Raw genomic sequence first — 22,902 nt, forward strand, 5'->3', positions numbered from 1 at the left:
CGACAGAATCCAGCGCGACCGCGTCTTCCCAACGATTTCATTACGCGTTACCCCAGCAGACACTCAACTTCCGTGCGCAAGTTGAATTGCCTTCACCACCAACAGGATGGCACCGACAACCAGGTATCCCCGAAGGGCGAGCATGCCCAGCTTCGTCGCCGGACTCCACGTGACCGGTTCCAGTAGGGCCAGCGGAGGCATACGCCAGGTCCGGGCGTCCACGCCTTCGAGGGCCTTGTTCATCACTACCACCGCCGGATCGACGCCGTGCCTACCCGAGGCCCACCACAGACCAACCCCAATCAGCACCCCGAGGACCGCGACTCCTACCCCGAGGTCACCGGCAACCTGCACGACGTCCAGGTCCGGGAAAAGGGTGGTGGCCATCAAGATGCCGGAAAGGAACAGCAGCACACCGACGATGAGCCCAGCCACGATGTTGAGCCACGCCTTGTTGACCCACGGACCCAGCACCGCCTTGTCATTGCACAACAACAACAGGAACACGCTCGCACTGGGCAGCAGCAGGCCGGCCAGGGCTTGCACCGCGGTGGTCATCAGCCCGAGCGGGGCGTGCGGGATCAGCACGATGGCGGCCCCCACTCCGACCATCACGGTGTAGGACAAGTAGAACGGCTTGGCGTCCTTGAAGCTCCGGTGCAGTGAGTGCTTGAGCCCGAAGGTGTCGCCGAACGCGTAACTGGTCGCCAGGGTGACCGCCGCCGCGCCGATGATCGACGCATCCAGCAGGACGATGGCAAAGATCTTGCCCAGCAATGGCTGAGCCTGTCCCAACCAGCCCGCGATCAGTCCCGCGTCGCCACCGTCGCCCCATTTGTCCGGGCCCGAGTTCCCGGTGACGCGGGCTGCGTAGTCGGCCGTCATCAGCAACGCGGCCGCACCTATCACCACCACGAGTGAGCCGATAACGGTGTCAGCACGTTCATATCCGATGAACCGCGAAGTGATGCGCTTGTCCACGATGTTCGACTGCTGGAAGAACAGCTGCCATGGCGCCACGGTGGTGCCCACCATGGCGATGATCAGCAGTACCGCACCCGAACTGATTCCGCCTTCGATTCCTGGCACCACGAAATCGTGTGCTGCCCTTCCCCACTGCGGATCCGACATCAAGAACATGGGGATCTGCAGCAGCGTGATCACAATGAACACGAACATGGCGCGCTCCCAACGGCGGAAGCTCCCGGTGGCCATGATGAGAATCAGCGCGATCGCGGCAACGGGCACTGTGTAGTACTTGGGCACTCCCAGGTACTCGGAGGCCAGTGCCACACCGATGAATTCAGTAACGAGGGTCAGAAAGTTCAGGATGAACAAGTCCCCCACGGAGAACCAGCCCCAACCACGGCCGAACCGTTCGTTGATCAACCTCGCGTGTCCGACTCCGGTCACCGCGCCGAGCCGAACCACCATCTCTTGGTTGACGATGAGAACCGGGATGAGCAGCAGAAGCACCCACAACAAGCTGTATCCATAACTCTGACCGGCCTGGGCGTACGTCGCCACACCGCCGGCGTCGTTGTCGCCGACCATGACGATGATGCCCGGCCCCAGGATCGCAGCCATGGTGGCCATCCGGGTCTTGAAGGTCCGCGCCTGGCCTGGATCACTCACACTGATCTTGCCGAAAGCGCCCTCGATGTCGCCCAGATGCGCTGAGTCAAGCACCGCGCTCTTCGGCTGCACCGTGGCGACTCCGGGTCTCCCCGCCACGAAGTTCTCCGAGTTTCCCAACGTCGCGTCGACCATTCCCTTGTCGCTCATGGGCTGACTCCGTCTGGGCTCGAAGCGATCTGGCGCACCGGACGCGGAGCCGGTTCACGGCGACGCCAATCCTCGGGGATCAACGCGGCCAGCACATCGTCATAGGTGACCACGCCAAGCACCGTGTCTGCCTCATCGACAACGGGAATCAAAGCCAGGTTGTAGTCGGCCATCAACAGCGCGACATCGGTGAGGTCGGCCTCCGGGGAGACCCGCACCGGATCATCGTCCATGATCGATTCCACGGGGACGTCACGATCGGCCTGCAGCAGCCGGATCACCGACACGACACCCACCAATTCACCGTTATCGGCGATCACGTGCACTTTCAGAAGCGCCTCGGGCTGTAGGGATTTCGCCTCAGAGATCGCAGTAAGCGCATCAACGGCGCTGCTGCCGAGCACGCACGAAACAATATCGACGTTCATCAGACCACCGGCCGACTCAGGGCTGAAGCCCATCAACGTGACCACCTTGGTGCGTTGTGGACCCGGCATCAGCTCCAAAACAGCCCGGCGACGCGACTGGCGCAGATCGAAGATCGCATCCGCCGCGTCATCGGCACGCATCCTGCCAAGGAGAGCGGCGACCTCGGCATCGGGCATGTCCTGGAACAGCTTGCTGGCCTTATCGGAGTCGAGTTCCTCGAATACATCGGCTTCGAGTTCGGGGTTGTCGCGGACCCGGTCGAGGATCTCGCCGCCCTCTTCCTTGGTGGCATCCTCGAGTAGGTCGGCGATTTCGGCGGGTTTGAGGGTGTTCACTCTCCCGCCGACGCGGCGTGCCAGCAGGGAACCGCCGTGACCGATCATCGGCTCAAAGGCCTTCCAGTCCCTACCGGCCTGGCCGGCCCCGGCCTTGATCAGGCCGAAAAACCTTGCCGGACGCCGTGTATCGAGTCGAGCAAGAATCCACCCTTCCGGCGATTCCACCAGCTCGATATCGTAGGCATGCACCAGTTCGGCATTCTCCACATCGATAAACCGGTGATCGAGTACGTCCTCGTCGAGCAGGTATTCCCCGCCACGACGTTCAAAGCCGCGTAGATCAACTTTGTTCTTACTCAATTCAATTCGTGCAGGCGCCACAGCGGAAACCGCGTCTGAGGAGACGAAGACCCTGCGTCCACCCATGTCGACGACGTAGCCGGTGACGATCGGGTACTCATCTGCCCCACGGAACCGAACGATGACGTCTTCCAATCGGCCTACTGTGTCACCGGAACGTGCGACTACCGGGGCCTTCAATAGGTCCGAAAATTGGATCACCCGCGGCACAGCCGCATTACTCGAAGTAGACATGCCGACTCCTCAGCGATTGGACCAATACGCTTCGTCCGCCCAGCGGGCGGCCGAAGCGTATTGGCCTCGAATGAATTCCGAATGTCCACGCACTGTGAATCGGCTGTGCGTGGACCCTATGGCGATGCCCCTCGGGGTTACCGCGGTGGGTGCGCCCCAAGAGACGCCGAGACAACCGCCAGCGGTGAGTACGCCAGTTGGAGGTTGGCGCGCTCTTGCGGGGTCAGCCGGTTACGTGTCCACAGCCGGCGTACTGCGTTGAATGTGGTGTTCATGATCGGACTCCTTTTGGGAAGCCGCATACCTGAACGCGAACGTCAAACACGTTGGCTAGAGCGAGGATTCAGCCTCGAATGAGCAGCAAGGTATGCGGCAGCTGTTGTCTATGCGGACTGTCACCGGATATCACGGTTGTGCCTCACCTCCTTGCCGTCGGGGCGCACGCGGGCGCCTGCTGTGGGGAACAGCGACCACAAGAGGAAATCACCGAACACTCAGGGCGTCCGGTATGCACCCCTCTCGTCAGGGCTTCGGCACTACGTGACGTGTCCGCTCGCGGAAGCCACTTCGGGTCATCCCTTAGTCCGGGAAGACCTGTCCTAACCTTGGGCGTCTCTCGACGTCGTCAGATCAGTGGCCTGTATTCACGTAGGAGCCTCACCTAGCAAGGTGCTGAACCGCTACCCATGATGGGCCGGAGGAATCACCTTGTCAAGCAGACTGCGCCCGTGCCGGTCTCACGCCCCCGGCAGTCCGTGACGGTTGGCGGGATCGATCGCGGGGTCCGCTGCCCCGATTTCCTGGGCCGCGGATTGCGCCGCGGCAACTGCCGCAGCGACTTCCGGAGTGGTCTTTGTCTCGAACCATCCGGCGACCTCGGTGGCGTCATCCTCGGGGCGCTCGGTCGACTCATCGGCCGGGGAAGGCTCGTAGCGGAACACTCCGTCGCTGCCGGGAGCACCCAGCAGTTTGGTGAATCCCTGTAATGCCGAACCGAAGTCACTGGGAATGAGCCACACCTTGTTGGCTTCACCCTGAGCCATCTTCGGCAATGTCTGTAAGTACTGGTATGCCAACAACTCCGGAGTGGGCTTACCGGATTTCACTGCGGCAAAAACCTTTTCGATGGCCTTGGCCTGGCCCTGGGCTTGCAGATACTGAGCGGCACGCTCGCCCTCGGCACGCAGGATGCGGGATTGGCGTTCACCCTCAGCGGCCAGGATGGCCGACTGGCGCGAGCCTTCGGCGGCAAGGATCTGGGCCTGCTTCTGCCCCTCCGCCGACAGAATCGCGGCCTGCCTGGCACCTTCGGCCGACAGGATCATGGCGCGCTTCTCGCGGTCGGCCTTCATCTGCTTTTCCATCGACTCCTGCACCGAAGGCGGCGGGTCGATGGATCGCAACTCGACGCGTGCGACGCGCAGGCCCCAGCGTCCGGTGGCCTCGTCGAGCACGCCACGCAGCTGGCCGTTGATCTGATCGCGTGAGGTCAGCGTCTGCTCCAGCGTCATGCCACCGACCACATTGCGCAGCGTGGTGGTGGTGAGCTGTTCCACACCGACGATGTAGTTGCTGATCTCGTACACCGCGGCCTGCGGGTTGGTGACCTGGAAGTAAACAACGGTGTCGATGTTCACCGTCAGGTTGTCCTCGGTGATCACCGGTTGGGGCGGGAAGGACACCACCCGCTCACGCAGATCAACCTTCGCCCGGATGCGATCGACGAACGGCACCAGAATGGTCAACTGCCCGCTCACGGTCTTCGAATACCGCCCCAGGCGCTCGATCACCGCTGCTTCTGCCTGCGGGACGAGTGCCACGGACTTCAGCACGATAGTGACGCCCAGGATGATCAAGACGATGAGCACAAAGGCTCCGGCAGCTACTCCCATACCCGTACTCCTGTCACTGGAATTCTTGCGCTAGATCTTCTCGACAACCGCCGTTGCGCCGTCGATTTGAACAACCGTCACCGTCTCACCCTGCTCGAATCGGCCAGACTTCTCCAGGCTGCGCGCGGACCACATCTCGCCACCGAGCCGGACCAGCCCATGGACGTCATCGACCGGTTCAATCACAATGGCGCTCTTACCCTCCAACGCCTTGACGTTGGTGTGCAGAATCGGGCCTGCCGTCAGCCGCTTACGCAGAGCAGGCCGCACGCCGACCAGCAGAATGACCGCACTGATGACGAAGACCAGGCCCTCGGCCCACAGCGGCATGTCAAACACCCAGCCCGCACCGGCCGTGACCAGGGCCGAACCGCCGAGCATCAACAGGAACATGTCCCCTGTCATCAGCTCGGCGGCCGCAAGCAGGATGCCTGCGACAAGCCACACAATCGGCATGGCTCCACATTAGACCGCGTGGGCAACTGGTGGGGGCGGATACGGGGCCTTAGACTGCGAGCACTATGGCGAATCCGAGTGTGTCCCTGGCGGTGTGGGCAAGCGCGTGGCTGGCTGGCCGCGCGGCTCCCGACGACGTCATTGATGCTCTTATCGCTTGGGCGCCAAGACATTTGGTCACCGCATACGACGCTGTCGCCGCCGGTCACACGGGACTTTCGTGGCCTGATATGGACGACAACGGCCCTATCGGCCTACTCCAGACGGTCCGTACCGCCACCGGCCAGCCACACGGTGTCCCCGATATCCATGTGATCCTGCCCGCTCCCGGCGACCCGCGCGGGCTGCCCGCCCATACCCAGTTCCAACGTGACGCGATGGAGGCCAGCGAGGCTATTGTGCTCAGCGACCGCCAAAACAACTCCACAGCAATAGGATTGGTTCCCGCTGTGGAGTATGACGAGGATCGCGATGAGACCGTTGGCCTATCCTGGACCGTGTATTCGCTCCCCGCGCGAATCCCAGCGCAAGCCGGACCAGATCTTGGGGAAGCCGAATATCAACTACGCCAGGCAGTCCGGACCGCCACAGCAACACTCAACCGCCTCGACAGGGTCGTGGACACCGCGGATGCCGACCCCCGCGCCCTGGTCGAAGAGGTGCTTTCCACGCTACGCGGGCATCGCCTGCCAGACTACGCGCCACACCGGGCGGTGCGCGTCCTGGATTCGGCCAACCAGGTCGAGGCCATAGCTACCGCGGCGGCCGAGGTCATGGAGTTGCCCGGCGCCCTCGATGACGGCGCGGTCGCCGATGTGCTGCGCCCCCTCGTGATCCTGGTGCGTGAGGCGCGGATGGCAGCCGCAGCCGCCATCATCGAAGGCGCGCGTTAAACATCCTGGCGACCGCAGTGCAGCGGTGAACACGGGGCGCCATTCACGCTGAACCCGCATCCGGGGACCGGGTTCGCTCCGGCCACACGCCGCGGCGGCGTGCCGTCCGCAACCTCTGCGATCAAGTCGACCGCCATCCGCGCGAATCGCTCGTCCGCACCCGGTGTCGCCGCACGCACGAATTCGATGTCATGTTCGGCCGCATACTCACGCGCCTCGTTGTCCAAGTCCCACACCACCTCCAGATGGTCCGAGACAAACCCGATGGGCGATACCACGACGGAGCGAATGCCCCGATCTTTCAGTGCTGCAAGATGATCGACGATGTCGGGTTCGAGCCACGGCACCTGGGGTGGGCCGGAGCGAGACTGCCACACCACATCGTAATCCTGGTAGCCGGCCGCCTCGGCAACCAGCTCGGCAAGGTAGCGCACCTGTCGGCTGTACAAGTCGGGGCCGTGCCGCTGGTCGGCAGCGATGGGGATGGAATGCGCGGTGAACACCAGCCGGGGTGCCTCCCGCATCCCCGACACCGCGGCGGTCACCCCTTCTGCGTACAGCTGCACCAACGCGGGGTGGTCGAAATACTGACGAAGCTTGACCAGCTCGGGTGCTCCATCGCCCACCGCCGCCCGGGCGCGCGCAATGTCTTCTACGTATTGGGTGCATCCCGAGTAACCGCCCCAGGCAGAGGTCGTGAAGACCGCTGCCCGCCGAACGCCTTTGTCGCGCATGTCGGCAACGGTTTCTTCCACCATGGGGTGCCAGTTGCGGTTGCCGAAGAACACCGGCAGTGGGCGTCCGCTCAGTTCCAGCTGGCGCGAGATCTCAGCGATCAGGGCACGATTGATGCCATTGATCGGTGAGACACCGCCGAAATGGTAGTAATGCTCGGCCACCTCGTCGAGACGTTCCGGCGGAACGCCGCGACCGCGGGTGACGTTTTCCAGAAACGGCCGAACCTCCTGCGGCCCCTCAGGCCCCCCGAAGGACAGCAGAAGCACCGCGTCAAAAAGCATGGGTGTGTCCCTAGAGCAGCTGGGTGTGCGCGCCGCCGTCAGCAAAGATGATGTCGCCGGTGGTGGCGGGCAGCCAGTCTGAGAGCAGGGCACACACGGTCTTGGCGACCGGTGTCGGGTCCTTCATGTCCCAGCCGATCGGAGCACGCTGGTCCCAGCCATCCTCGAGCACACTCATCTGCTGGCCGGCCTCCTCGCCCAGCGCACCGCCGACGATCGCGCTCATGGCCAGCGTCCGGATGGGACCGGCGGCAACCAGATTCGAGCGAATACCGGCCGCACCGGCCTCACGCGCGACGAACCGGTTTACCGATTCCAGTGCGCTCTTGGCCACGGTCATCCAGTTGTAGAACGGCATCGCGCGGGTCGGGTCGAAGTCCATGCCTACGATGCTGCCGCCCGGGTTCATGATGGGCAGCACAGCCTTGGCCAGCGAGGCATACGAGAACGCCGAGATGTGAAATCCCTTGGCCACATCCTCGAACGGAGCCTCGAAGAACGGGTTCAGCCCCATGCCGGTCTGCGGCATGAAACCGATGGAGTGCACCACGCCGTCCAGCTTGTTGCCCTCTCCGATCACCTCGGTGACCCGCTCGGCAAGGCTGTCCAGGTGCTTCTCATCCTGCACATTGAGCTCCAGCAGCGGCGCGGGCTCGGGCAGGCGCTGGGTGATGCGCTCGATGAGACGCAACCGGTCGAATCCGGTGAGCACCAGCTGTGCGCCCTGCTCCTGCGCGACCTTCGCGATGTGGAACGCGATCGACGAATCGGTGATGATGCCCGTCACCAGGATCCGCTTGCCCTCAAGTAGTCCTGCCACGATTCTCCTTAGGTAATTGCGATGCCCACGCTCGTCGCGCGGCCACACTGATCGATGTCCGAAACGTCCTTCTAATGGCCCATGCCCATGCCGCCATCAACCGGGATGACTGCACCGGAGATGTAACTGGCATCCTCGGACGCCAGGAAGCTGACCACCCCGGCGACCTCAGCGGCAGTGCCCACTCGCTTCGCCGGGATGAATTCCAGTGCGCCCTCCTGGACCCTTTCGTCGAGCGCGCGCGTCATCTCGGTGTCGATGAAACCAGGGGCGACCACGTTGGCGGTGACGCCCGCCTTGGAGAGCTCCCGAGCGATCGAGCGCGCCAAGCCGATGACACCGGCCTTGGAGGCCGCGTAGTTGGCCTGGTTACCGATTCCCCACGTGCCGGAAACCGAACCGATGAAGATCATCCGGCCGAAGCGCTTGCGCTGCATCGTGCGCGACGCCCGCTGGGCCACCCGGAACGCTCCGGTCAGGTTGGCGTTGATGACCTTCTCGAACTTCTCCTCGGTCATGCGCATCAAAAATGCGTCCTGCGCAATGCCCGCGTTGGATACCAGCACCTCGACAGGCCCCTGGTGCTCCTCGACCTCTTTGAAAGCCCGGTCGACGGCGTCGTTGTCGGTGACATCGCACTCCACCCCGAACAAGCCCTCCGGCACCCCGGATCCACGATGGGTCACCGCCACCTTGTGCCCGTCAGCGGCAAGACGTTGCGCGATCGCAAGTCCGATACCCCGGTTGCCACCGGTAACCAGCACAGAACGAGAGACAAAGTCGGGACGGGCGACGCTAGCGCCGAGAGCATCAGACATGGCACCCAACTTATCGTCTTCTTAGACTTCTTCCTAAACGACTGGCCCAAACGAGCCGCCGCGCGGACGCCGACTCAGTTGGGCAGACGCCGGTTGATCACCAGCCCGACGAAGGCCGCCGCGAGCACCAACAGAGCACCCAGACGCAACCATCCGACACTGGCATCGCCGCGGATGGTCTCGTACCCGATCTGCTGCTGCAGGTTGGCGTACACCTCCTTGAGCTGACCGAGCGTGGAGGCCGTATAGGTCTCTCCGCCCGACAACTTGGCCACCTTCTCCATCATGTCGGGGGCGTAGGGCACGTTCTGGCGCTGCCCGTTGATCTCGACATACCCGTCCTTGGTGCCGAACGCGATCGTCGAAATCGGCACCTGCTGATCCTTGGCGGTGCGCGCCGCCGTGTAGGCACCCTTGGGGTTATCCGGGTTCGACGGCACCGTTTCCTTACCGTCGGACATCAACACGATGCGCGCGGGCGGTGGCTTGTCGCCGCCGCCGATGACCGCGCCCACTGTCGCGATGGCCTGCAGTGCCGTGAAGATGCCCTCACCCGTGGCGGTCCGATCCGCAAGCTGCAGGTTGTCCAACGCGTTGACGGTCGCGTCGCGGTTGGTGGTCGGCGAGACCAGCACCGTCGCGGTACCCGCGTACGCGATCAGACCCAGGTTGATGCCCGGGGTCAGGTTGCGGGCGAACTCCTTACCGGCTTCCTTCGCGGCCCCCAGACGGTTGGGGGCGACGTCGGTCGATTCCATGGACCGCGAGACGTCGATGACGAGCATCACCACGGCACGGTTCCGGGGAATCCGCACGTCATGGCTTGGCCCGGCGAGCGCGATGGTCAGCACCATCAGGCCCACCACCAGCAGCGCGGTGGCCGCGTGCCGCCAGGCGCGCGGACGTTTCGGGGCGACCGAATCCAGCAGCTCGGTGTTGGCGAATCGCAGCACCCGCTTCTCGCGCAGATACTGCGCAAACACATACAAACCGACCAGCGCGGCCACCAGCAGCAGGACCAGGAAGAACCACGGGTGGGTAAAGCCCGTGAGAGTCATCGGCCCGAAGAACGGCAGATCACTCATCGAGCCCCCGCTCCTGTCCCGGCGACCGCACCGCGGCGCTGTTGAGAGACGAATCTCACGATGTCGTTGATCCAGTCACGGTCGGTCCGCAGACTCAAAAGCGGTGCACCGCAACGACGCAATGTGCGTGCCACCTCTTCATGATGCCTTGCCGCCGCCTGAGCGAAATCCCGGCGCAGGTTCTCGTCAATCCGATACTCCTTGGTGATGCCGGTCTCGGCGTCCTGCAGGAGCACCTCACCGACATCCGGAAGTTCCATGTCGCGCGGGTCCAGCACCTCGATGCCCAACACCTCGTGCCGGGCCCCGATGGCGCGCAGCGGCCGCATCCAGTTGATGGGGCCCAGGAAGTCGCTGATGACGACCGCCATGCCGCGGCGGCGCTCCGGGCGCCGCAGTGCGTCGATCGCCAGTGACAGATCGCCGCGGACACCCTGTGGCGCCTTCGGCATGGTGGCGATGCTGCGCAGGATGTCCTGCTCGTGGGCACGTCCGGACCGCGCCGGTAGCCGAACGATCTTGTCCCCGTTGGCGATCAGCGCGCCCAGCCGATTTCCGCCACCGCTGTTCAGGAAGATGATGGCGGCCGCTGCCGCGACCGCGAGATCGCGCTTCTCACAGTTGGTCGTCCCGAAATCCAGGCTTGCCGACATGTCGACCACCAGCCAGGTCTCCAGCTCGCGGTCCGCGATCATCTGGCGTACGTGCGGGCTCGTGGTTCGCGCGGTCACCGACCAATCCATCCGGCGCACGTCGTCACCGGGCTGATAGAGCCTGGACTCCCCCGGCTCCGATCCGGGACCGGGAATCAGCCCGAGGTGGTTGCCGTGCAGCACCCCGTCAAGCTTGCGGCGGATCTTCAGTTCCAAGGTCCGCAGCGCTGCCGAGAGCTGCGGATCACGGATCTCACCCCGACGCAGGGACGGGATGTCTACCGGCCGGGCGCTGCCCGGACTGGGTGTGCTCACCTGGGCGCGGCGTTATGGGCTGCCGGGGCCGGGCCGTTCGTCCCGACCATCGCCGGCGGCACCGAATGCCCTTGCTGCGGCACGGCATTCACCTGCGGCAGGCCCACCGTCTGCAGAATCCGGTTGATGGCGGTGTCGGCGGAAACCTCGTCGGCGAGTGCGTCGTAGCTCATTACCAGGCGGTGACGCAGCACATCCGGGATGACCTCGATAACGTCCTGCGGGATCACGTAGTCGCGTCCACGAACCAGCGCCAGCGCCCGGGCCGACGCGATGATGCCCAGCGACGCACGGGGACTGGCGCCGTAGGAGATCCAGTTGGCGACATCGCCCAGCCCGAACTGCGCCGGGTTGCGGGTGGCCGAGATAACCCGAACCACGTAGTCGACCAGGGCGTGGTGCACGAAGTTGTTGGCGGCCAGATCCTGAAGGCGCAGCAGTGCCTCCGCGGACAGGATCTGCTTAGGCTCCGGCGGCGTGACACCCATCCGGTAGATGATCTCGCGCTCTTCTTCGACAGTCGGGTAGTCGACGTTGATCTTGAAGAGGAAGCGGTCGCGCTGTGCTTCCGGAAGCGGATACACGCCCTCGTTCTCGATCGGGTTCTGTGTGGCCATCACCAGGAACGGCTTGGGCATCGGGTAGGTCTTGCCACCGATCGAGACGTGCCGCTCGGCCATGACCTCGAGCAAGGCCGACTGCACCTTGGCGGGCGCACGGTTGATCTCGTCGGCCAGCAGGAAGTTGGCCACCACCGGGCCAAGCTCGGTGTCGAACTCTTCCTTGCCCTGGCGGTAGATGCGGGTACCGATGATGTCGGTAGGCACCAGGTCCGGGGTGAACTGGACACGGGAGAACGACCCGCCCACCACCTTGGCGAAGGTCTCGACCGCCAGCGTCTTGGCAACACCGGGCACACCTTCGAGCAACACGTGCCCCTTAGCGAGCAGACCGACCAGAATTCGCTCGACGAGCCTGTCCTGACCCACGATGACGCGCTTGACCTCAAAAATGGCGCGCTCGAGGTTCTGCACCTCGGCGGCCAGGGCCGGTGATGTCGCACCCTGCGGGGCGTGCGGCGCGAGGCCGGCGCTTCCGCCGGAGTAACCGGCACCTCCCCCTGGTGACCCTGGTGATGACATCAACTTCCCTCCGGCTCTGCCTGACGATTCCGTGCTACTTCGGTGGCTTCTTGGTAGCCATGTCCCTGTGGGCGGCGCCCAACCCTGGGCGGCGCCTCCGGTCCACTATTCCAGCATCCTGGGATTTGGTCCACGTACCCGTTCGCTGGCGCGCCGTTCTAGCTCACCCGAGAGATCAGAAGAGCTACCAGGCGATGATACGAACGGCGTAAGGAGTCATCCCGCCCGTGCGGACCGGCGACACCGTCACCTTTTCGGCGCTGCCGCTGGCTTCCAGCATCTGACCGTTACCCAGGTAGATCACCACATGCTGGGAGCCACCCGGTCCGTAGAAGAGCAGATCCCCACGCTTGGCCTGCGATACGGGAATCTTCTGGCCCGCGTTGTACTGGTCACCGGAGTACTTGGGCAGCTTCACGCCGGCTGCCGCGTAGGAAAACATCGTGAAGCCCGAGCAGTCGAAGCCCACCTTGCCCGCGTCGTAGTCGACGCCGCCGCTGGGGCCGCGGACGGTGCCGCCACCCCACGAGTACGGAACACCCAGCTGGGTGCCGCCGCGCTGGATCACAGCTTCCACCGCCTGCCGGCCGTACACGAGCGGACGCCCCGCGCCCGCGGATGCGCGATTGCCACCGATGCCCAATGCGCCCAATGCGGTCTGTCCGACCCCCATGACCCCGTTCATAATCTTCGCGGGGTCCGCACCCTGGCTCGGCCCGGCAAAGGGCAGGGTGTTGTCCCAGTCGCCGCCCGACGGGTTCAGCCCCAGAGCGTTGAGGAAGGCAGTACCGACATTCGGCCCAAGTGGATTGTCATCGGCGGTGGCCCGCGGCACACCCATGAACAGCACCAGTGCGATAGCGATCCCGACAGCGAGGGCGGCACGTAATACAAAGAGGCCCTGCACCTTGAGCAATTTCGTCGTTCTCGCTGCGTTCACCGATTTCACCACTCAATCAGTCGGGTTACAAAGGGCGTCATGCCACTGGTCCGCACCGGCGACACCTTGACCACGTCGCCGGTGTTCGGCGCCTCGAGCATCTGACCGTTGCCGAGGTAGAGGGCCACGTGCTGACTTGCGTTGGGGCCGTAGAAAATCATGTCGCCGCGCTTCATCTGCGCACTGGGCACCTTGCGTCCGGAGTTGTACTGATACCCGGTGTAGTGCCTGAGTCTGATGCCGACCGCGGCGAAGCCGTACATCATCAGTCCGGAGCAGTCGTAACCGACAGTTCCTGCGCCCGAATCGATTCCGCGGGTTGGGCCGTTGTACGAACCACCGCCCCATGAGTACGGCGTGCCCATCGCGCTACCCGCACGGGCAATCACCCGCTCCACGTTTTCCCGGCCGTAAACCTTGGGGATGTACTCGCCGCCCTCACTGGAGGCGGCGGCCGCCGGGGCAGCCTTGGGGCAGAAGATGCCGATCACACCGCATACCGCGGACTGGCCGACGTTGGCGGCGGTGTTGCCGATGCCCAGCACCATGTTGATGGTCTGTGTCGGATCGGTAGGCACGTTGGCGCTGGCGATCATCGGGAGCGTGGTGTCCCATTCGCCACCACCTGCGGCAGCGGGGGCCGGCCCCTCGGTCCATTCGTTCCCGTTTCCGGCGATGGCAGCGCTCGGATTGATCACCCGCGCACTTGCGGCCGACGCCGAATACTCCGGCCCACGGGCGGCCGCTAGCTGTGCCTCGGCGCTCTTCTTCTTTGCCGCTAGTTCCGAGGCTATGCCGCGCTGAGATTCCAGCTTCTTCTGCACGTCGTGCATCGCAGCCACCAGATCGTCCTGCTGCTTCTGCGCATCCGCCGTCGCCTGGTCGGCCTTCTCCTGAATGGCCCGTGCCTGTGACTGCTTGTTCACCTGCTCGGTACGTGCCCGGCGCAGGTTGTCCATGACGGTTTGCGAGCTCGATTCCACGCTCTTGGTCACCGAGGCAAGGCGCACCACATCGTCGGGATTGGTCGCCGTCAGATATGAGCCAGACGGCCCCGCCATGTAGGTGGCCACGGCCATCCGGTCGAACTTGCCCTGCGCCTCGGCGATGGCGCCATTCGCGGCGTCGACCGCGCGCTGACCTTCTTCAACTGCTTGACCGGCCGCGGCGGCGTTATCGCGCGCGTCTTGCAGGTCGACCAGGCCCTTGTTGATGGATTCCTGCTGGGTCTGCACGTCGGCGGTGAGCTGTTCGATCTGCTGGTTGGTATCGGCCAACTGAGTGATCAACGAGGCCATGTCGTTCGGCTCGGCGGAGGTTACGGGCAGCGTCGTGGGCCACATCATCAGACTGGCGGTCATTAGCGGCGGCACCATCAGCGCGACCACCGCGGTTCGTTTGCCACGCACCACGAAACGGTCCGCGAAATGCTGCGGGACTGTCCGTTTCATTCGGTCTGCCGTCTCCTCGATCTTCGGCGTGCGGCGAGCCTTCTCGGTCATAGCGGCCCTTCCCCGACACGCTCCCAGTTGTCACATAAGACGCACTAACCACTTTGGCGCCACTTGCACCGTACGTCACTTTTGCAACTAATGAAACTTTAGTCACAAATTACAAAGTTGTAATTAATTGGCCTCTGACAGGCAATTGGCGGCACGCCTTCTGACGGTTAATTGCCCCGAATTGAATACCGGCAGATCATCCCGGTTCCATACTGCGCGCGGCTATTTCATGAAAAAACAGGCTGCGCGAATGGTTTGCAAATCGTTACTTAACCGAGTCGTTCGCGAATCGGCCGCGCACGAGCGTAATTCCGGCGCACACCGCCGCGACGAGCAGGACAAGCGCAATGGTCAACGCCGTCCATGAGAAGTGCTCTCGCCCGATCTCGTTCACGAAGTTGTTCGCAGAGAGCACGGCGTTGCCCGTCTTGGCGACGTCCTGCCCGGCCTCCAGCGTCACCCTGTCGAACGTGGCGCTGTAGGTACCGGCGTAGGACGGACTGATGACCAGGACCGTCGAGTCCGGGTGGTCCTTGCCGATCTCGGTGGCGATATCGCGCAACGGTGTATCGATCCAGGGATTGTTGGGAAGCGCCACGACCTTCAGGTCGATGTTCTTGGCGTGCGCCTTCGCGATGACATCCTTTAATCCGGCGACATCCGCCGACGGGGCGGCGACTCCGTCCTCGTTGACATCCGCGCGCGCCATCTCCAGGCACTTGACCGACCAGCCGAGCGGATCGGTGCCCGCGGTCTGGACCGAGACGCCCACCGCCTGGCACAGCTCGGCGGGGATGAAGGTGGGCAAGTGCTGCGGCGTCACGCGATCAATCTAACCCGCACCGGGCGCGGTGTTGCGCAGGTAGACCCGCAGCATTTCGCGTGCATAACGACACCCTGGCCGACAGTGACCGATGCCACGACGGGAATGGCGGGTGAAATTTGGGCATCCCCCTTATTACGGGACAAGCGTACTGTTAGACTAGCGATGGAAGGCAGCCATCTGCGGTGGCGCCTCCGGAACCCCGCCTGGCACAGCCCGCCGGCGGGTGGCCTTCGAGCTCTGGAGCTGATGTGACTAGCAATGAATCGGTGAATTCCTTCGGCGCGCGCGGCACTCTGCAGGTTGGCGATGAGTCGTACGAGATCTTCCGCCTCAATGCCGTGCCCGGTACCGAGAAACTGCCCTACAGCCTGAAGGTGTTGGCGGAGAACCTGTTACGCACCGAAGACGGCGCGAACATCACCAAGGAACACGTACTGGCGCTGGCCAACTGGGATCCCTCGGCCGAGCCGAGCGTCGAGATCCAGTTCACCCCGGCACGCGTGGTCATGCAGGACTTCACCGGTGTGCCCTGTGTGGTCGACCTGGCCACCATGCGTGAGGCAGTGGCGGCGCTGGGCGGCGATCCCGACAAGGTGAACCCGCTCTCCCCCGCCGAGATGGTCATCGACCACTCCGTGATCCTGGACGTCTTCGGCACCGCCGACGCCTTCGAGCGCAACGTCGAACTCGAGTACGAGCGCAATGCCGAGCGTTACCAGTTCTTGCGTTGGGGCCAAGGCGCTTTCGACGATTTCAAGGTTGTCCCCCCGGGCACCGGCATCGTGCACCAGGTCAACATCGAGTACCTGGCCCGCACCATCTTCACCCGTAACGGCCAGGCCTACCCGGACACCTGTGTGGGTACCGACTCGCACACCACCATGGTCAACGGCCTCGGCGTCCTCGGCTGGGGTGTCGGTGGTATCGAGGCCGAAGCCGCGATGCTCGGCCAGCCGGTCTCGATGCTCATCCCCCGGGTCGTCGGCTTCAAGCTCACCGGTGAGATCCAGCCGGGCGTCACCGCCACCGACGTGGTGCTGACCGTCACCGACATGCTGCGCAAGCACGGCGTGGTGGGCAAGTTCGTCGAGTTCTACGGCAAGGGCGTGGCCGAGGTGCCGCTGGCCAACCGCGCCACCCTGGGCAACATGAGCCCCGAATTCGGTTCTACCGCAGCGATCTTCCCGATCGATGAGGAGACCATCAACTACCTGCGCCTGACCGGCCGCGATGACCAGCAGCTCGCACTGGTCGAGGCGTACGCCAAGGAACAGGGCATGTGGCACGACGCCGACCACGAGCCGGCCTTCTCGGAGTACCTGGAACTCGACCTCGCCACCGTGGTGCCCTCCATCTCCGGCCCCAAGCGTCCGCAGGACCGCATCGAGCTGTCCGACGCGAAGAACGCGTTCCGCAAGGACATCCACAACTACGTCGAAGAGAACCACCCTGCTCCTCACACGAACCTCGATGAGGCCGTTGAAGAGTCGTTCCCGGCAAGCGATGCCGCGGTGCTGTCCTTCGCTGAGGACGATGCCGTCGTGCCGTCGGCCGCGAACGGTGCCGAGGGCCGGCCCACCAAGCCGGTCACCGTGAAGTCCGCCGAGCGCGGCAACTTCGTCCTGGACCACGGCGCGGTTGTGGTCGCGGGCATCACCTCGTGCACCAACACCTCCAACCCCTCGGTCATGCTGGGCGCTGCGCTGCTGGCCAAGAAGGCCGTTGAGAAGGGCCTGACCACCAAGCCGTGGGTCAAGACCAACATGGCACCGGGTTCGCAGGTCGTCACCGATTACTACAACAAGGCGGGCCTGTGGCCCTACCTGGAGAAGCTCGGTTACTACCTGGGCGGCTACGGCTGCACCACGTGCATCGGTAACACCGGCCCGCTGCCCGACGAGATTTCCAAGGCCATCAACGACAACGATCTGTCGGTCACCGCCGTGCTTTCGGGTAACCGCAACTTCGAAGGCCGCATCTCCCCCGACGTCAAGATGAACTACCTGGCCTCCCCGCCACTGGTCATCGCCTACGGCATCGCGGGCACCATGGACTTCGACTTCGACACCGACCCGCTGGGACAGGACCACGACGGCAACGACGTCTACCTGAAGGACATCTGGCCCAGCGCCTCAGAGATCGAAGAGACCATCGCCTCGTCGATCAACCGCGAGATGTTCACCAACTCCTACGCCGATGTCTTCAAGGGTGACGAGCGCTGGCGCGGTCTGCCCACCCCTGAGGGCAACACCTTCGAGTGGGTCGACACGTCCACCTACGTGCGCAAGGCGCCCTATTTCGACGGGATGCCGCTGGAGCCCACGCCGGTCACCGATATCAAGGGTGCGCGGGTGCTGGCCCTGCTCGGCGACTCGGTGACCACCGACCACATCTCACCGGCCGGTTCGATCAAGTCGGGCACCCCGGCAGCGCAGTACCTCGACGAGCACGGTGTAGACCGCAAGGACTACAACTCGCTGGGTTCGCGACGCGGTAACCACGAGGTGATGGTGCGCGGCACGTTCGCGAACATCCGCCTGCGTAACCAGCTCCTGGACGACGTGTCCGGCGGCTACACCCGCGACTTCACCCTGGAGGGCGGCCCGCAGTCGTTCATCTATGACGCCTCGGTGAACTACCAGAAGGCGGGCATCCCGCTGGTGGTGCTGGGCGGCAAGGAATACGGCTCCGGTTCCTCACGCGACTGGGCTGCCAAGGGCACCCGCCTGCTGGGCGTCAAGGCCGTGATCACCGAGTCGTTCGAGCGCATTCACCGGTCGAATCTGATTGGTATGGGAGTGATTCCGCTGCAGTTCCCGGCCGGGGAATCGGCGGCCTCGCTCAAGCTCGACGGCACCGAGACGTACGACATCAGCGGTATCGAGAAGCTCAACGAGGGCTCGACACCGAAGACCGTGCACGTGACCGCGACCAAGGGCGATGGCTCCAAGGTCGAGTTTGATGCGGTAGTCCGGATCGACACCCCCGGTGAGGCCGACTACTACCGCAACGGTGGCATCCTGCAGTACGTGCTGCGGAACATGCTGGCCGGCTAGAAACGGCTGAACAACAGTGCCGCGCGTTAGCGAGGATCACCTCGCGGCTCGTCGCCGCCAGATCCTTGATGGCGCGCGGCGCTGTTTTGCCGAGTACGGGTACGACGGCGCCACCGTGCGCCGCCTCGAACACACCATCGGCATGTCGCGGGGGGCGATATTCCACCATTTCCGCGACAAGGACACGCTGTTCTTCGCGCTGGCCCGCGAAGACGCCGAACGGATGGCGAACGTCGCCAGCCGCGAGGGTCTGGTGCAGGTGATGCGCGACATGCTGGCCGACCCCAATCAGTTCGATTGGTTGGCCACGCGTTTGGAGATCGCCCGCAAGCTGCGCAACGACCCCGAATTCCGGCGGGGCTGGAACCAGCGATCAGAAGAACTCAACACCGCCACACTGGCACGGCTGCAACGCCAGAAGAAGGCCGGCCGATTGCGCGAGGACGTGCCCAGTGAGGTGATCCTGGGGTATCTGGATCTGGTGCTCGATGGCCTGGTGGCCCGCCTGGCCGCCGGAGAGTCCACCGAAAGCCTCAGCCGCGTCCTGGATCTCGTCGAGGACTCGGTGCGCCGTGCCGATCACTCCTGATACCAAGGACTGGACCTGGGTCCTGGATAACCGCTGCGCGGAGTGTGGATTTGATCCCGCCACAACATCTTTCACCCAGATACCCGATATCGTGCGGGGCAACCTGGCGGCGTGGCAGCCGGTGTTGTCCCGGCCAGAGGTGCGCCAACGTCCCGATGAGCAGACCTGGTCGCCGCTGGAGTACGGCGCCCACGTCCGGGACGTGTTCCGCATCTTCCTGACCCGGTTGCAGCTGATGCTCGCCGAGGAGGATCCGCTATTCGAGAACTGGGACCAGGACAAGACCGCCATCGAAGACAGGTACGCCGCACAGGACCCGCAGACGGTGGCGCGGGAGCTGGCCACCGCGGGCGAAGCCATCGCCGCCGCCTTCGCCGGGGTGCCCGCAGGCTCGCTAAGCCGTCGCGGAAGGCGAAGCAACGGTTCAGTTTTCACCGTCGAGACACTGGGTCTGTATTTCGTGCACGACCCGGTGCATCACCTGCACGATGTTTCCCGCCTGCCAGCGGACTAGTGCGGGAAGTCGATGACGGCGCGCGCGGGCGTGTCGGCGATGTACACCACCGGACATTTCGAAGCCTGTGCAGCGACCTTCCAGGCCATCACGCCGTTCTTGTCTTTGAAGATGTCCGGGTCCTGCAGCAGTCGAGCTGATCGAACCACCGGGGCGCCCGCGGGCGCGCCGAGATCCTTCGGCTGCGGAAAGGACTTCACCTGCTGGTTCTCGGGTCGGTCCCACGTTCCCAGCACGGTGTCGTGTGCCGCGGCGCCCCGAAATGCCACCGCGTATCCGCCGCTCACCGGAGTTACCGAGAACGGTGGTGCCTGCCAGTAGGTGACGGGCCCGGTCGGCGGCGCCAGCTTGTCGGGCCCGAAGCTGAACGTCACCCTGTCGAGGTCGTCGAGGGTTTCGATGCGCACATCGTGCAGGACGTTGGCGTAGTTCTCGGCGCCACCATCGGTCAACGTCGGGCACTCCGGCGCGGCTGTCGCCTGCGGGGCACCTACGAGCGAGCCGACTACTAGTACAGGCGGTACCAGGTATCGATACATGGTTAGCGAATGTACGGCCTCACGCACCGAACCGCTGGCGTTCGGGCGGGGATTGTCCTGGGTTGCTAACCGTGGCGCAGGCGGTGGTGCCCGGTCACAACTCCGCTAGTGCGGCAGATCGACCACGAGACGAGGCGGATTGGTCAGCGTGCTCACCTGAGGGCAGCGCTGTTTGTTCAGGCCCAGCGCCCACCGCACCTTCCCCTCGAAGTCCTCGCCTTGCTCGGCTTCTGCCAGGATCGGGAAGTCCTTCGGCTTGATCTCACTCGGCCCCGGATAAGACCGGATGGGCTTATCGGTCTCGTGCGCGGACGCGCCGTCGAAGAGCACACCGAGCAGGGCGGATCCGGCGACGATGACGTTGTCTCCCTTGGGGCCCGCGGACACGCTGGTGGGGCTGTCCACCGTGTACCTGGGAACCACCAGCTCGTCCAGCGCCACCTTGCTCTTGGCGTCCGGCCCGAATTCGAAGGTGACCCTGTCGTAGTCGTCCTGCTTGCCCACCCGCACATCCCGCAGCTGGGTGGCGACGTTCTTGCCGCCGCCACCGCTGACCGTCTCGCACGCCGTGACACGGAAGGTCTCCGGGGCGGGTGTCGACGTTTGCGGCAACGCCGTCGTGGTGGCCACGGGCGACACCGCCTCGTCCACCTGGCGCACCTGACCGGCGCAACCGGATGCCGTCAGTGCCGCCAGCGCCAGCACGCCGATTTTCCGGATACCGCCATGTCCTCGCATCGCATAACGGTAGCAACAATTGTCGCCCGAAAGCTCAACGGGCACACTGCGTGTCGGACGCCAGTTAAACCTTGCGGCCGCGCCGATTCGGGCCGCCGCGCCCGCGCAGCGCCACACCCGATTCCACGAGGGCACGATGCACGTACCCATACGATCGGCCGGCATCCGCAGCAAGTGTGCGGATACTCGCACCCTGCTCGTATGCCGCCTTCAGCTCGACGCGTTCCTCGTCGCGCGTTTTGGCCATCGCGACCTCTCTCCCGACTCCATGCCGCGGCCCCTGTGGGCTGCGGCTCGACCCGGTTGCACCATAGCGCAAATGTGATCACGCGTGTGTATGAGACGCCTAGGGCGAATGAGGATGGTCAGGCCAGCTCGATGAGGTCCCGGTACTCGTCGGACCAGTAGTCTTCGGTGCCGTCCGGCAACAACACGACACGTTGCGGATTTAGCGCCTCGGCGGCCCCCGGGTCGTGGGTGACAAGAACGACCGCGCCGAGGTAACTGCGCAGCGCGTCGAGAACCTGTTCACGGGATGCAGGATCCAGGTTGTTGGTCGGCTCATCGAGCAGCAACACATTCGCGGTCGAGGCGACCAGACCGGCCAGGGCCAGGCGGGTCTTCTCACCACCGGATAACGTTCCCGCCGGCTGTTCCAACTGTGGGCCGTTGAACATGAAGGCACCCAGGATCCCGCGTAGCTCCTGCTCCCCGGTATCCGGAGCGGCGTGGCGGATGTTCTCCCACACCGTGGCGTGATCGTCCAGGGTGTCGTGCTCCTGTGCGAAGTATCCGAGCTTGAGGCCGTGGCCGGGCTCCAGCGCGCCGGCGTCGGCGGTCTCCGCGCCCGCGAGCAGCCGCAACAACGTCGTCTTCCCCGCGCCGTTGAGTCCGAGAACCACAACCCGCGAGCCGCGATCGATGGCAAGGTCCACCCCGGTGAAGATCTCCAAAGATCCGTAGTTCTTGGTCAGTCCCTTGGCCACCAGCGGTACCCGGCCACATGCGGCGGGCGTCGGGAACTTGATGCGGGCCACCTTGTCGGCCACCCGCTCCTCGTCGAGCCCGGACAACATCTTCTCGGCTCGGCGCAACATGTTCTGTGCGGCAACGGCTTTAGTTGCCTTGGCGCCCATCTTGGCCGCCTGGGTGCGCAGGGCCGAGGCCTTCTTCTCGGCATTGGCCCGCTCGCGCCGGCGCCGTTGTTCATCCAGTGACCGTGCGTCCAGGTACTTCTGCCAACCCATGTTGTAGACGTCGACCTCGCCACGGACCGCGTCCAGGAACCACACCTTGTTCACCACATCGGCCAGCAGCTCGACGTTGTGACTGATGACCACGAGCCCGCCTTCGTGGTTTTGCAGGAAGCCGCGCAACCAGCCGATCGAGTCCGCATCGAGGTGGTTGGTCGGCTCGTCGAGCAGCAATGTCATGTTCGACCCAGCGCCACCCTCGGCCGCTCCGAACAGAATCCGGGCCAACTCCACACGGCGCCGCTGACCGCCCGAAAGGGTGCGCAGCGGCTGGATCAGCACCCGCTCAGGCAACCCGAGGCTCGAACAGATGCGCGCCGCCTCACTCTCGGCGACATACCCACCCAGCGAGGAGAAGCGCTCCTCCAGCTGCCCGTAGCGACGAACCGCCTTATCGCGCTGAGCCTCATCGGCCAGCTCAGCCATCAGCGTCTGCTGCTTCTCCATATCGCTGATGATGGTGTCCAGGCCACGCGCCGAAAGCACCCGATCACGTGCCAGCAGATCCAGGTTGCCTTCCTTGGGATCCTGTGGCAGATAACCTATTTCACCGATACGCGATACCGAGCCGGCATACGGTTCACCCTCGCCGGCCAAAATTCTCATCGAGGTGGTCTTGCCCGCCCCGTTACGGCCCACCAGCCCGATGCGGTCGCCGGGCTGGATGCGTAACGCGGGGCCCGGCGCGTAGACGAGCGTGCGGGCGCCGGCGCGGACCTCGAGGTCCGTCGCGGTAATCACTACTTACTCCTTGAATGCTGTGTAG

Annotated in this window: 22 protein-coding genes and 1 riboswitch; of the genes, 4 read left to right on the forward strand and 18 right to left on the reverse strand. The window is 64.3% G+C overall.

The window, feature by feature from the left end; translation table 11 throughout:
- Nucleotides 1–63: 63 nt before the first annotated feature.
- The 5 genes from HBA99_RS13635 to HBA99_RS13655 all read right to left on the reverse strand — a co-directional run bounded on the left by HBA99_RS13635 (nucleotide 64) and on the right by HBA99_RS13655 (nucleotide 5,434).
- On the reverse strand, nucleotides 64–1,785 hold the full coding sequence (locus HBA99_RS13635; protein ID WP_070952558.1) for an Nramp family divalent metal transporter: 1,722 nt from the start codon (nucleotides 1,783–1,785) through the stop codon (nucleotides 64–66).
- Nucleotides 1,782–3,086, reverse strand: coding sequence for a magnesium transporter MgtE N-terminal domain-containing protein (locus HBA99_RS13640; protein WP_070952559.1), 1,305 nt, complete (start codon nucleotides 3,084–3,086; stop codon nucleotides 1,782–1,784). Before HBA99_RS13640 ends, HBA99_RS13635 begins: the two co-directional genes overlap by 4 nt.
- A 137-nt stretch (nucleotides 3,087–3,223) precedes the next feature.
- Entirely contained in the window at nucleotides 3,224–3,361 is a 138-nt protein-coding gene (locus HBA99_RS13645; protein ID WP_044103922.1) for a hypothetical protein, read from the reverse strand.
- Nucleotides 3,362–3,593: 232 nt separating this feature from the next.
- A riboswitch (M-box (ykoK) riboswitch) is annotated at nucleotides 3,594–3,762 on the reverse strand.
- Between the two features lie 61 nt (nucleotides 3,763–3,823).
- Nucleotides 3,824–4,978, reverse strand: a complete 1,155-nt coding sequence (locus HBA99_RS13650) for an SPFH domain-containing protein (protein ID WP_030093441.1) — start codon at nucleotides 4,976–4,978, stop codon at nucleotides 3,824–3,826.
- A 30-nt stretch (nucleotides 4,979–5,008) separates the two neighbouring features.
- The gene (locus HBA99_RS13655; protein ID WP_070952560.1) at nucleotides 5,009–5,434 is read right to left on the reverse strand and encodes an NfeD family protein; all 426 of its coding nucleotides are present in this window, start codon (nucleotides 5,432–5,434) and stop codon (nucleotides 5,009–5,011) included.
- Between the two features lie 65 nt (nucleotides 5,435–5,499).
- Between HBA99_RS13655 and HBA99_RS13660 the strand changes: the two genes are divergently transcribed.
- Nucleotides 5,500–6,327, forward strand: a complete 828-nt coding sequence (locus tag HBA99_RS13660) for a hypothetical protein (protein ID WP_070952561.1) — start codon at nucleotides 5,500–5,502, stop codon at nucleotides 6,325–6,327.
- On the opposite strand, the gene HBA99_RS13665 is transcribed toward HBA99_RS13660, so the two are convergent.
- The 9 genes from HBA99_RS13665 to HBA99_RS13705 all read right to left on the reverse strand — a co-directional run bounded on the left by HBA99_RS13665 (nucleotide 6,324) and on the right by HBA99_RS13705 (nucleotide 15,444).
- Nucleotides 6,324–7,346, reverse strand: a complete 1,023-nt coding sequence (locus HBA99_RS13665; protein ID WP_070952562.1) for a ferrochelatase — start codon at nucleotides 7,344–7,346, stop codon at nucleotides 6,324–6,326. The genes HBA99_RS13660 and HBA99_RS13665 overlap by 4 nt on opposite strands.
- A gap of 10 nt (nucleotides 7,347–7,356) precedes the next feature.
- Nucleotides 7,357–8,166, reverse strand: coding sequence for an NADH-dependent enoyl-ACP reductase InhA (inhA, locus tag HBA99_RS13670; protein ID WP_030093445.1), 810 nt, complete (start codon nucleotides 8,164–8,166; stop codon nucleotides 7,357–7,359).
- A 71-nt stretch (nucleotides 8,167–8,237) separates the two neighbouring features.
- Nucleotides 8,238–8,984 (reverse strand): 3-oxoacyl-ACP reductase FabG1, encoded by a 747-nt coding sequence (gene fabG1, locus HBA99_RS13675; RefSeq protein ID WP_030093446.1) that lies wholly within the window; start codon nucleotides 8,982–8,984, stop codon nucleotides 8,238–8,240.
- Nucleotides 8,985–9,058: 74 nt separating this feature from the next.
- The gene (locus tag HBA99_RS13680; RefSeq protein WP_030093447.1) at nucleotides 9,059–10,069 is read right to left on the reverse strand and encodes a VWA domain-containing protein; all 1,011 of its coding nucleotides are present in this window, start codon (nucleotides 10,067–10,069) and stop codon (nucleotides 9,059–9,061) included.
- Nucleotides 10,066–11,037 (reverse strand): DUF58 domain-containing protein, encoded by a 972-nt coding sequence (locus HBA99_RS13685; protein ID WP_030093448.1) that lies wholly within the window; start codon nucleotides 11,035–11,037, stop codon nucleotides 10,066–10,068. The genes HBA99_RS13680 and HBA99_RS13685 overlap by 4 nt, the downstream gene beginning before the upstream one ends.
- The gene (gene moxR1 / locus HBA99_RS13690) at nucleotides 11,034–12,179 is read right to left on the reverse strand and encodes a chaperone MoxR1 (RefSeq protein WP_078284582.1); all 1,146 of its coding nucleotides are present in this window, start codon (nucleotides 12,177–12,179) and stop codon (nucleotides 11,034–11,036) included. The genes HBA99_RS13685 and moxR1 overlap by 4 nt, the downstream gene beginning before the upstream one ends.
- Before the next feature lie 184 nt (nucleotides 12,180–12,363).
- Nucleotides 12,364–13,086 carry an NlpC/P60 family protein gene (locus tag HBA99_RS13695; RefSeq protein WP_057966028.1) on the reverse strand — a complete coding sequence of 241 codons (723 nt, stop codon included), beginning with the start codon at nucleotides 13,084–13,086 and terminating at the stop codon, nucleotides 12,364–12,366.
- Between the two features lie 38 nt (nucleotides 13,087–13,124).
- Nucleotides 13,125–14,570, reverse strand: coding sequence for an NlpC/P60 family protein (locus HBA99_RS13700; RefSeq protein WP_070952639.1), 1,446 nt, complete (start codon nucleotides 14,568–14,570; stop codon nucleotides 13,125–13,127).
- Nucleotides 14,571–14,886: 316 nt separating this feature from the next.
- Complete coding sequence (locus HBA99_RS13705; RefSeq protein WP_030093452.1) at nucleotides 14,887–15,444, reverse strand: Rv1476 family membrane protein; 558 nt, start codon at nucleotides 15,442–15,444, stop codon at nucleotides 14,887–14,889.
- Nucleotides 15,445–15,713: 269 nt separating this feature from the next.
- On the opposite strand from HBA99_RS13705, the gene acnA reads away from it, so the two are divergent.
- Genes acnA through HBA99_RS13720 form a run of 3 tightly spaced genes read left to right on the forward strand, consistent with a single transcriptional unit; the run spans nucleotide 15,714 to nucleotide 19,606 of the window.
- The gene (gene acnA, locus HBA99_RS13710; protein WP_030093453.1) at nucleotides 15,714–18,503 is read left to right on the forward strand and encodes an aconitate hydratase AcnA; all 2,790 of its coding nucleotides are present in this window, start codon (nucleotides 15,714–15,716) and stop codon (nucleotides 18,501–18,503) included.
- 16 nt (nucleotides 18,504–18,519) lie between these two features.
- Nucleotides 18,520–19,092, forward strand: coding sequence for a TetR/AcrR family transcriptional regulator (locus tag HBA99_RS13715; protein WP_030093454.1), 573 nt, complete (start codon nucleotides 18,520–18,522; stop codon nucleotides 19,090–19,092).
- The gene (locus tag HBA99_RS13720; protein WP_070952563.1) at nucleotides 19,076–19,606 is read left to right on the forward strand and encodes a DinB family protein; all 531 of its coding nucleotides are present in this window, start codon (nucleotides 19,076–19,078) and stop codon (nucleotides 19,604–19,606) included. Before HBA99_RS13715 ends, HBA99_RS13720 begins: the two co-directional genes overlap by 17 nt.
- On the opposite strand, the gene HBA99_RS13725 is transcribed toward HBA99_RS13720, so the two are convergent.
- From HBA99_RS13725 to HBA99_RS13740, 4 genes are all read right to left on the reverse strand, one after another.
- Complete coding sequence (locus HBA99_RS13725; RefSeq protein ID WP_044103924.1) at nucleotides 19,603–20,172, reverse strand: hypothetical protein; 570 nt, start codon at nucleotides 20,170–20,172, stop codon at nucleotides 19,603–19,605. The two genes, HBA99_RS13720 and HBA99_RS13725, sit on opposite strands and share 4 nt — an antisense overlap.
- A gap of 78 nt (nucleotides 20,173–20,250) precedes the next feature.
- The gene (locus HBA99_RS13730) at nucleotides 20,251–20,883 is read right to left on the reverse strand and encodes an AMIN-like domain-containing (lipo)protein (RefSeq protein ID WP_030093457.1); all 633 of its coding nucleotides are present in this window, start codon (nucleotides 20,881–20,883) and stop codon (nucleotides 20,251–20,253) included.
- A 64-nt stretch (nucleotides 20,884–20,947) separates the two neighbouring features.
- Complete coding sequence (locus HBA99_RS13735) at nucleotides 20,948–21,130, reverse strand: helix-turn-helix domain-containing protein (RefSeq protein WP_030093458.1); 183 nt, start codon at nucleotides 21,128–21,130, stop codon at nucleotides 20,948–20,950.
- Nucleotides 21,131–21,248: 118 nt separating this feature from the next.
- Entirely contained in the window at nucleotides 21,249–22,877 is a 1,629-nt protein-coding gene (locus HBA99_RS13740) for an ABC-F family ATP-binding cassette domain-containing protein (RefSeq protein WP_030093459.1), read from the reverse strand.
- Nucleotides 22,878–22,902: the final 25 nt, after the last annotated feature.

This window comes from Mycobacteroides chelonae, assembly GCF_016767715.1.
In the GTDB taxonomy this organism is placed as follows: Bacteria; Actinomycetota; Actinomycetes; order Mycobacteriales; family Mycobacteriaceae; genus Mycobacterium; species Mycobacterium gwanakae.

Excerpts from the sequence above, each read along its gene's own strand:
- HBA99_RS13635 (WP_070952558.1), bottom strand. The coding sequence starts at position 1,785 with ATGAGCGACAAGGGAATGGTCGACGCGACGTTGGGAAACTCGGAGAAC.
- HBA99_RS13640 (WP_070952559.1), bottom strand. The coding sequence starts at position 3,086 with ATGTCTACTTCGAGTAATGCGGCTGTGCCGCGGGTGATCCAATTTTCG.
- HBA99_RS13645 (WP_044103922.1), bottom strand. The coding sequence starts at position 3,361 with ATGAACACCACATTCAACGCAGTACGCCGGCTGTGGACACGTAACCGG.
- HBA99_RS13650 (WP_030093441.1), bottom strand. The coding sequence starts at position 4,978 with ATGGGAGTAGCTGCCGGAGCCTTTGTGCTCATCGTCTTGATCATCCTG.
- HBA99_RS13655 (WP_070952560.1), bottom strand. The coding sequence starts at position 5,434 with ATGCCGATTGTGTGGCTTGTCGCAGGCATCCTGCTTGCGGCCGCCGAG.
- HBA99_RS13660 (WP_070952561.1), top strand. The coding sequence starts at position 5,500 with ATGGCGAATCCGAGTGTGTCCCTGGCGGTGTGGGCAAGCGCGTGGCTG.
- HBA99_RS13665 (WP_070952562.1), bottom strand. The coding sequence starts at position 7,346 with ATGCTTTTTGACGCGGTGCTTCTGCTGTCCTTCGGGGGGCCTGAGGGG.
- fabG1 (WP_030093446.1), bottom strand. The coding sequence starts at position 8,984 with ATGTCTGATGCTCTCGGCGCTAGCGTCGCCCGTCCCGACTTTGTCTCT.
- HBA99_RS13680 (WP_030093447.1), bottom strand. The coding sequence starts at position 10,069 with ATGAGTGATCTGCCGTTCTTCGGGCCGATGACTCTCACGGGCTTTACC.
- moxR1 (WP_078284582.1), bottom strand. The coding sequence starts at position 12,179 with ATGTCATCACCAGGGTCACCAGGGGGAGGTGCCGGTTACTCCGGCGGA.
- HBA99_RS13700 (WP_070952639.1), bottom strand. The coding sequence starts at position 14,570 with ATGAAACGGACAGTCCCGCAGCATTTCGCGGACCGTTTCGTGGTGCGT.
- HBA99_RS13730 (WP_030093457.1), bottom strand. The coding sequence starts at position 20,883 with ATGCGAGGACATGGCGGTATCCGGAAAATCGGCGTGCTGGCGCTGGCG.
- HBA99_RS13735 (WP_030093458.1), bottom strand. The coding sequence starts at position 21,130 with ATGGCCAAAACGCGCGACGAGGAACGCGTCGAGCTGAAGGCGGCATAC.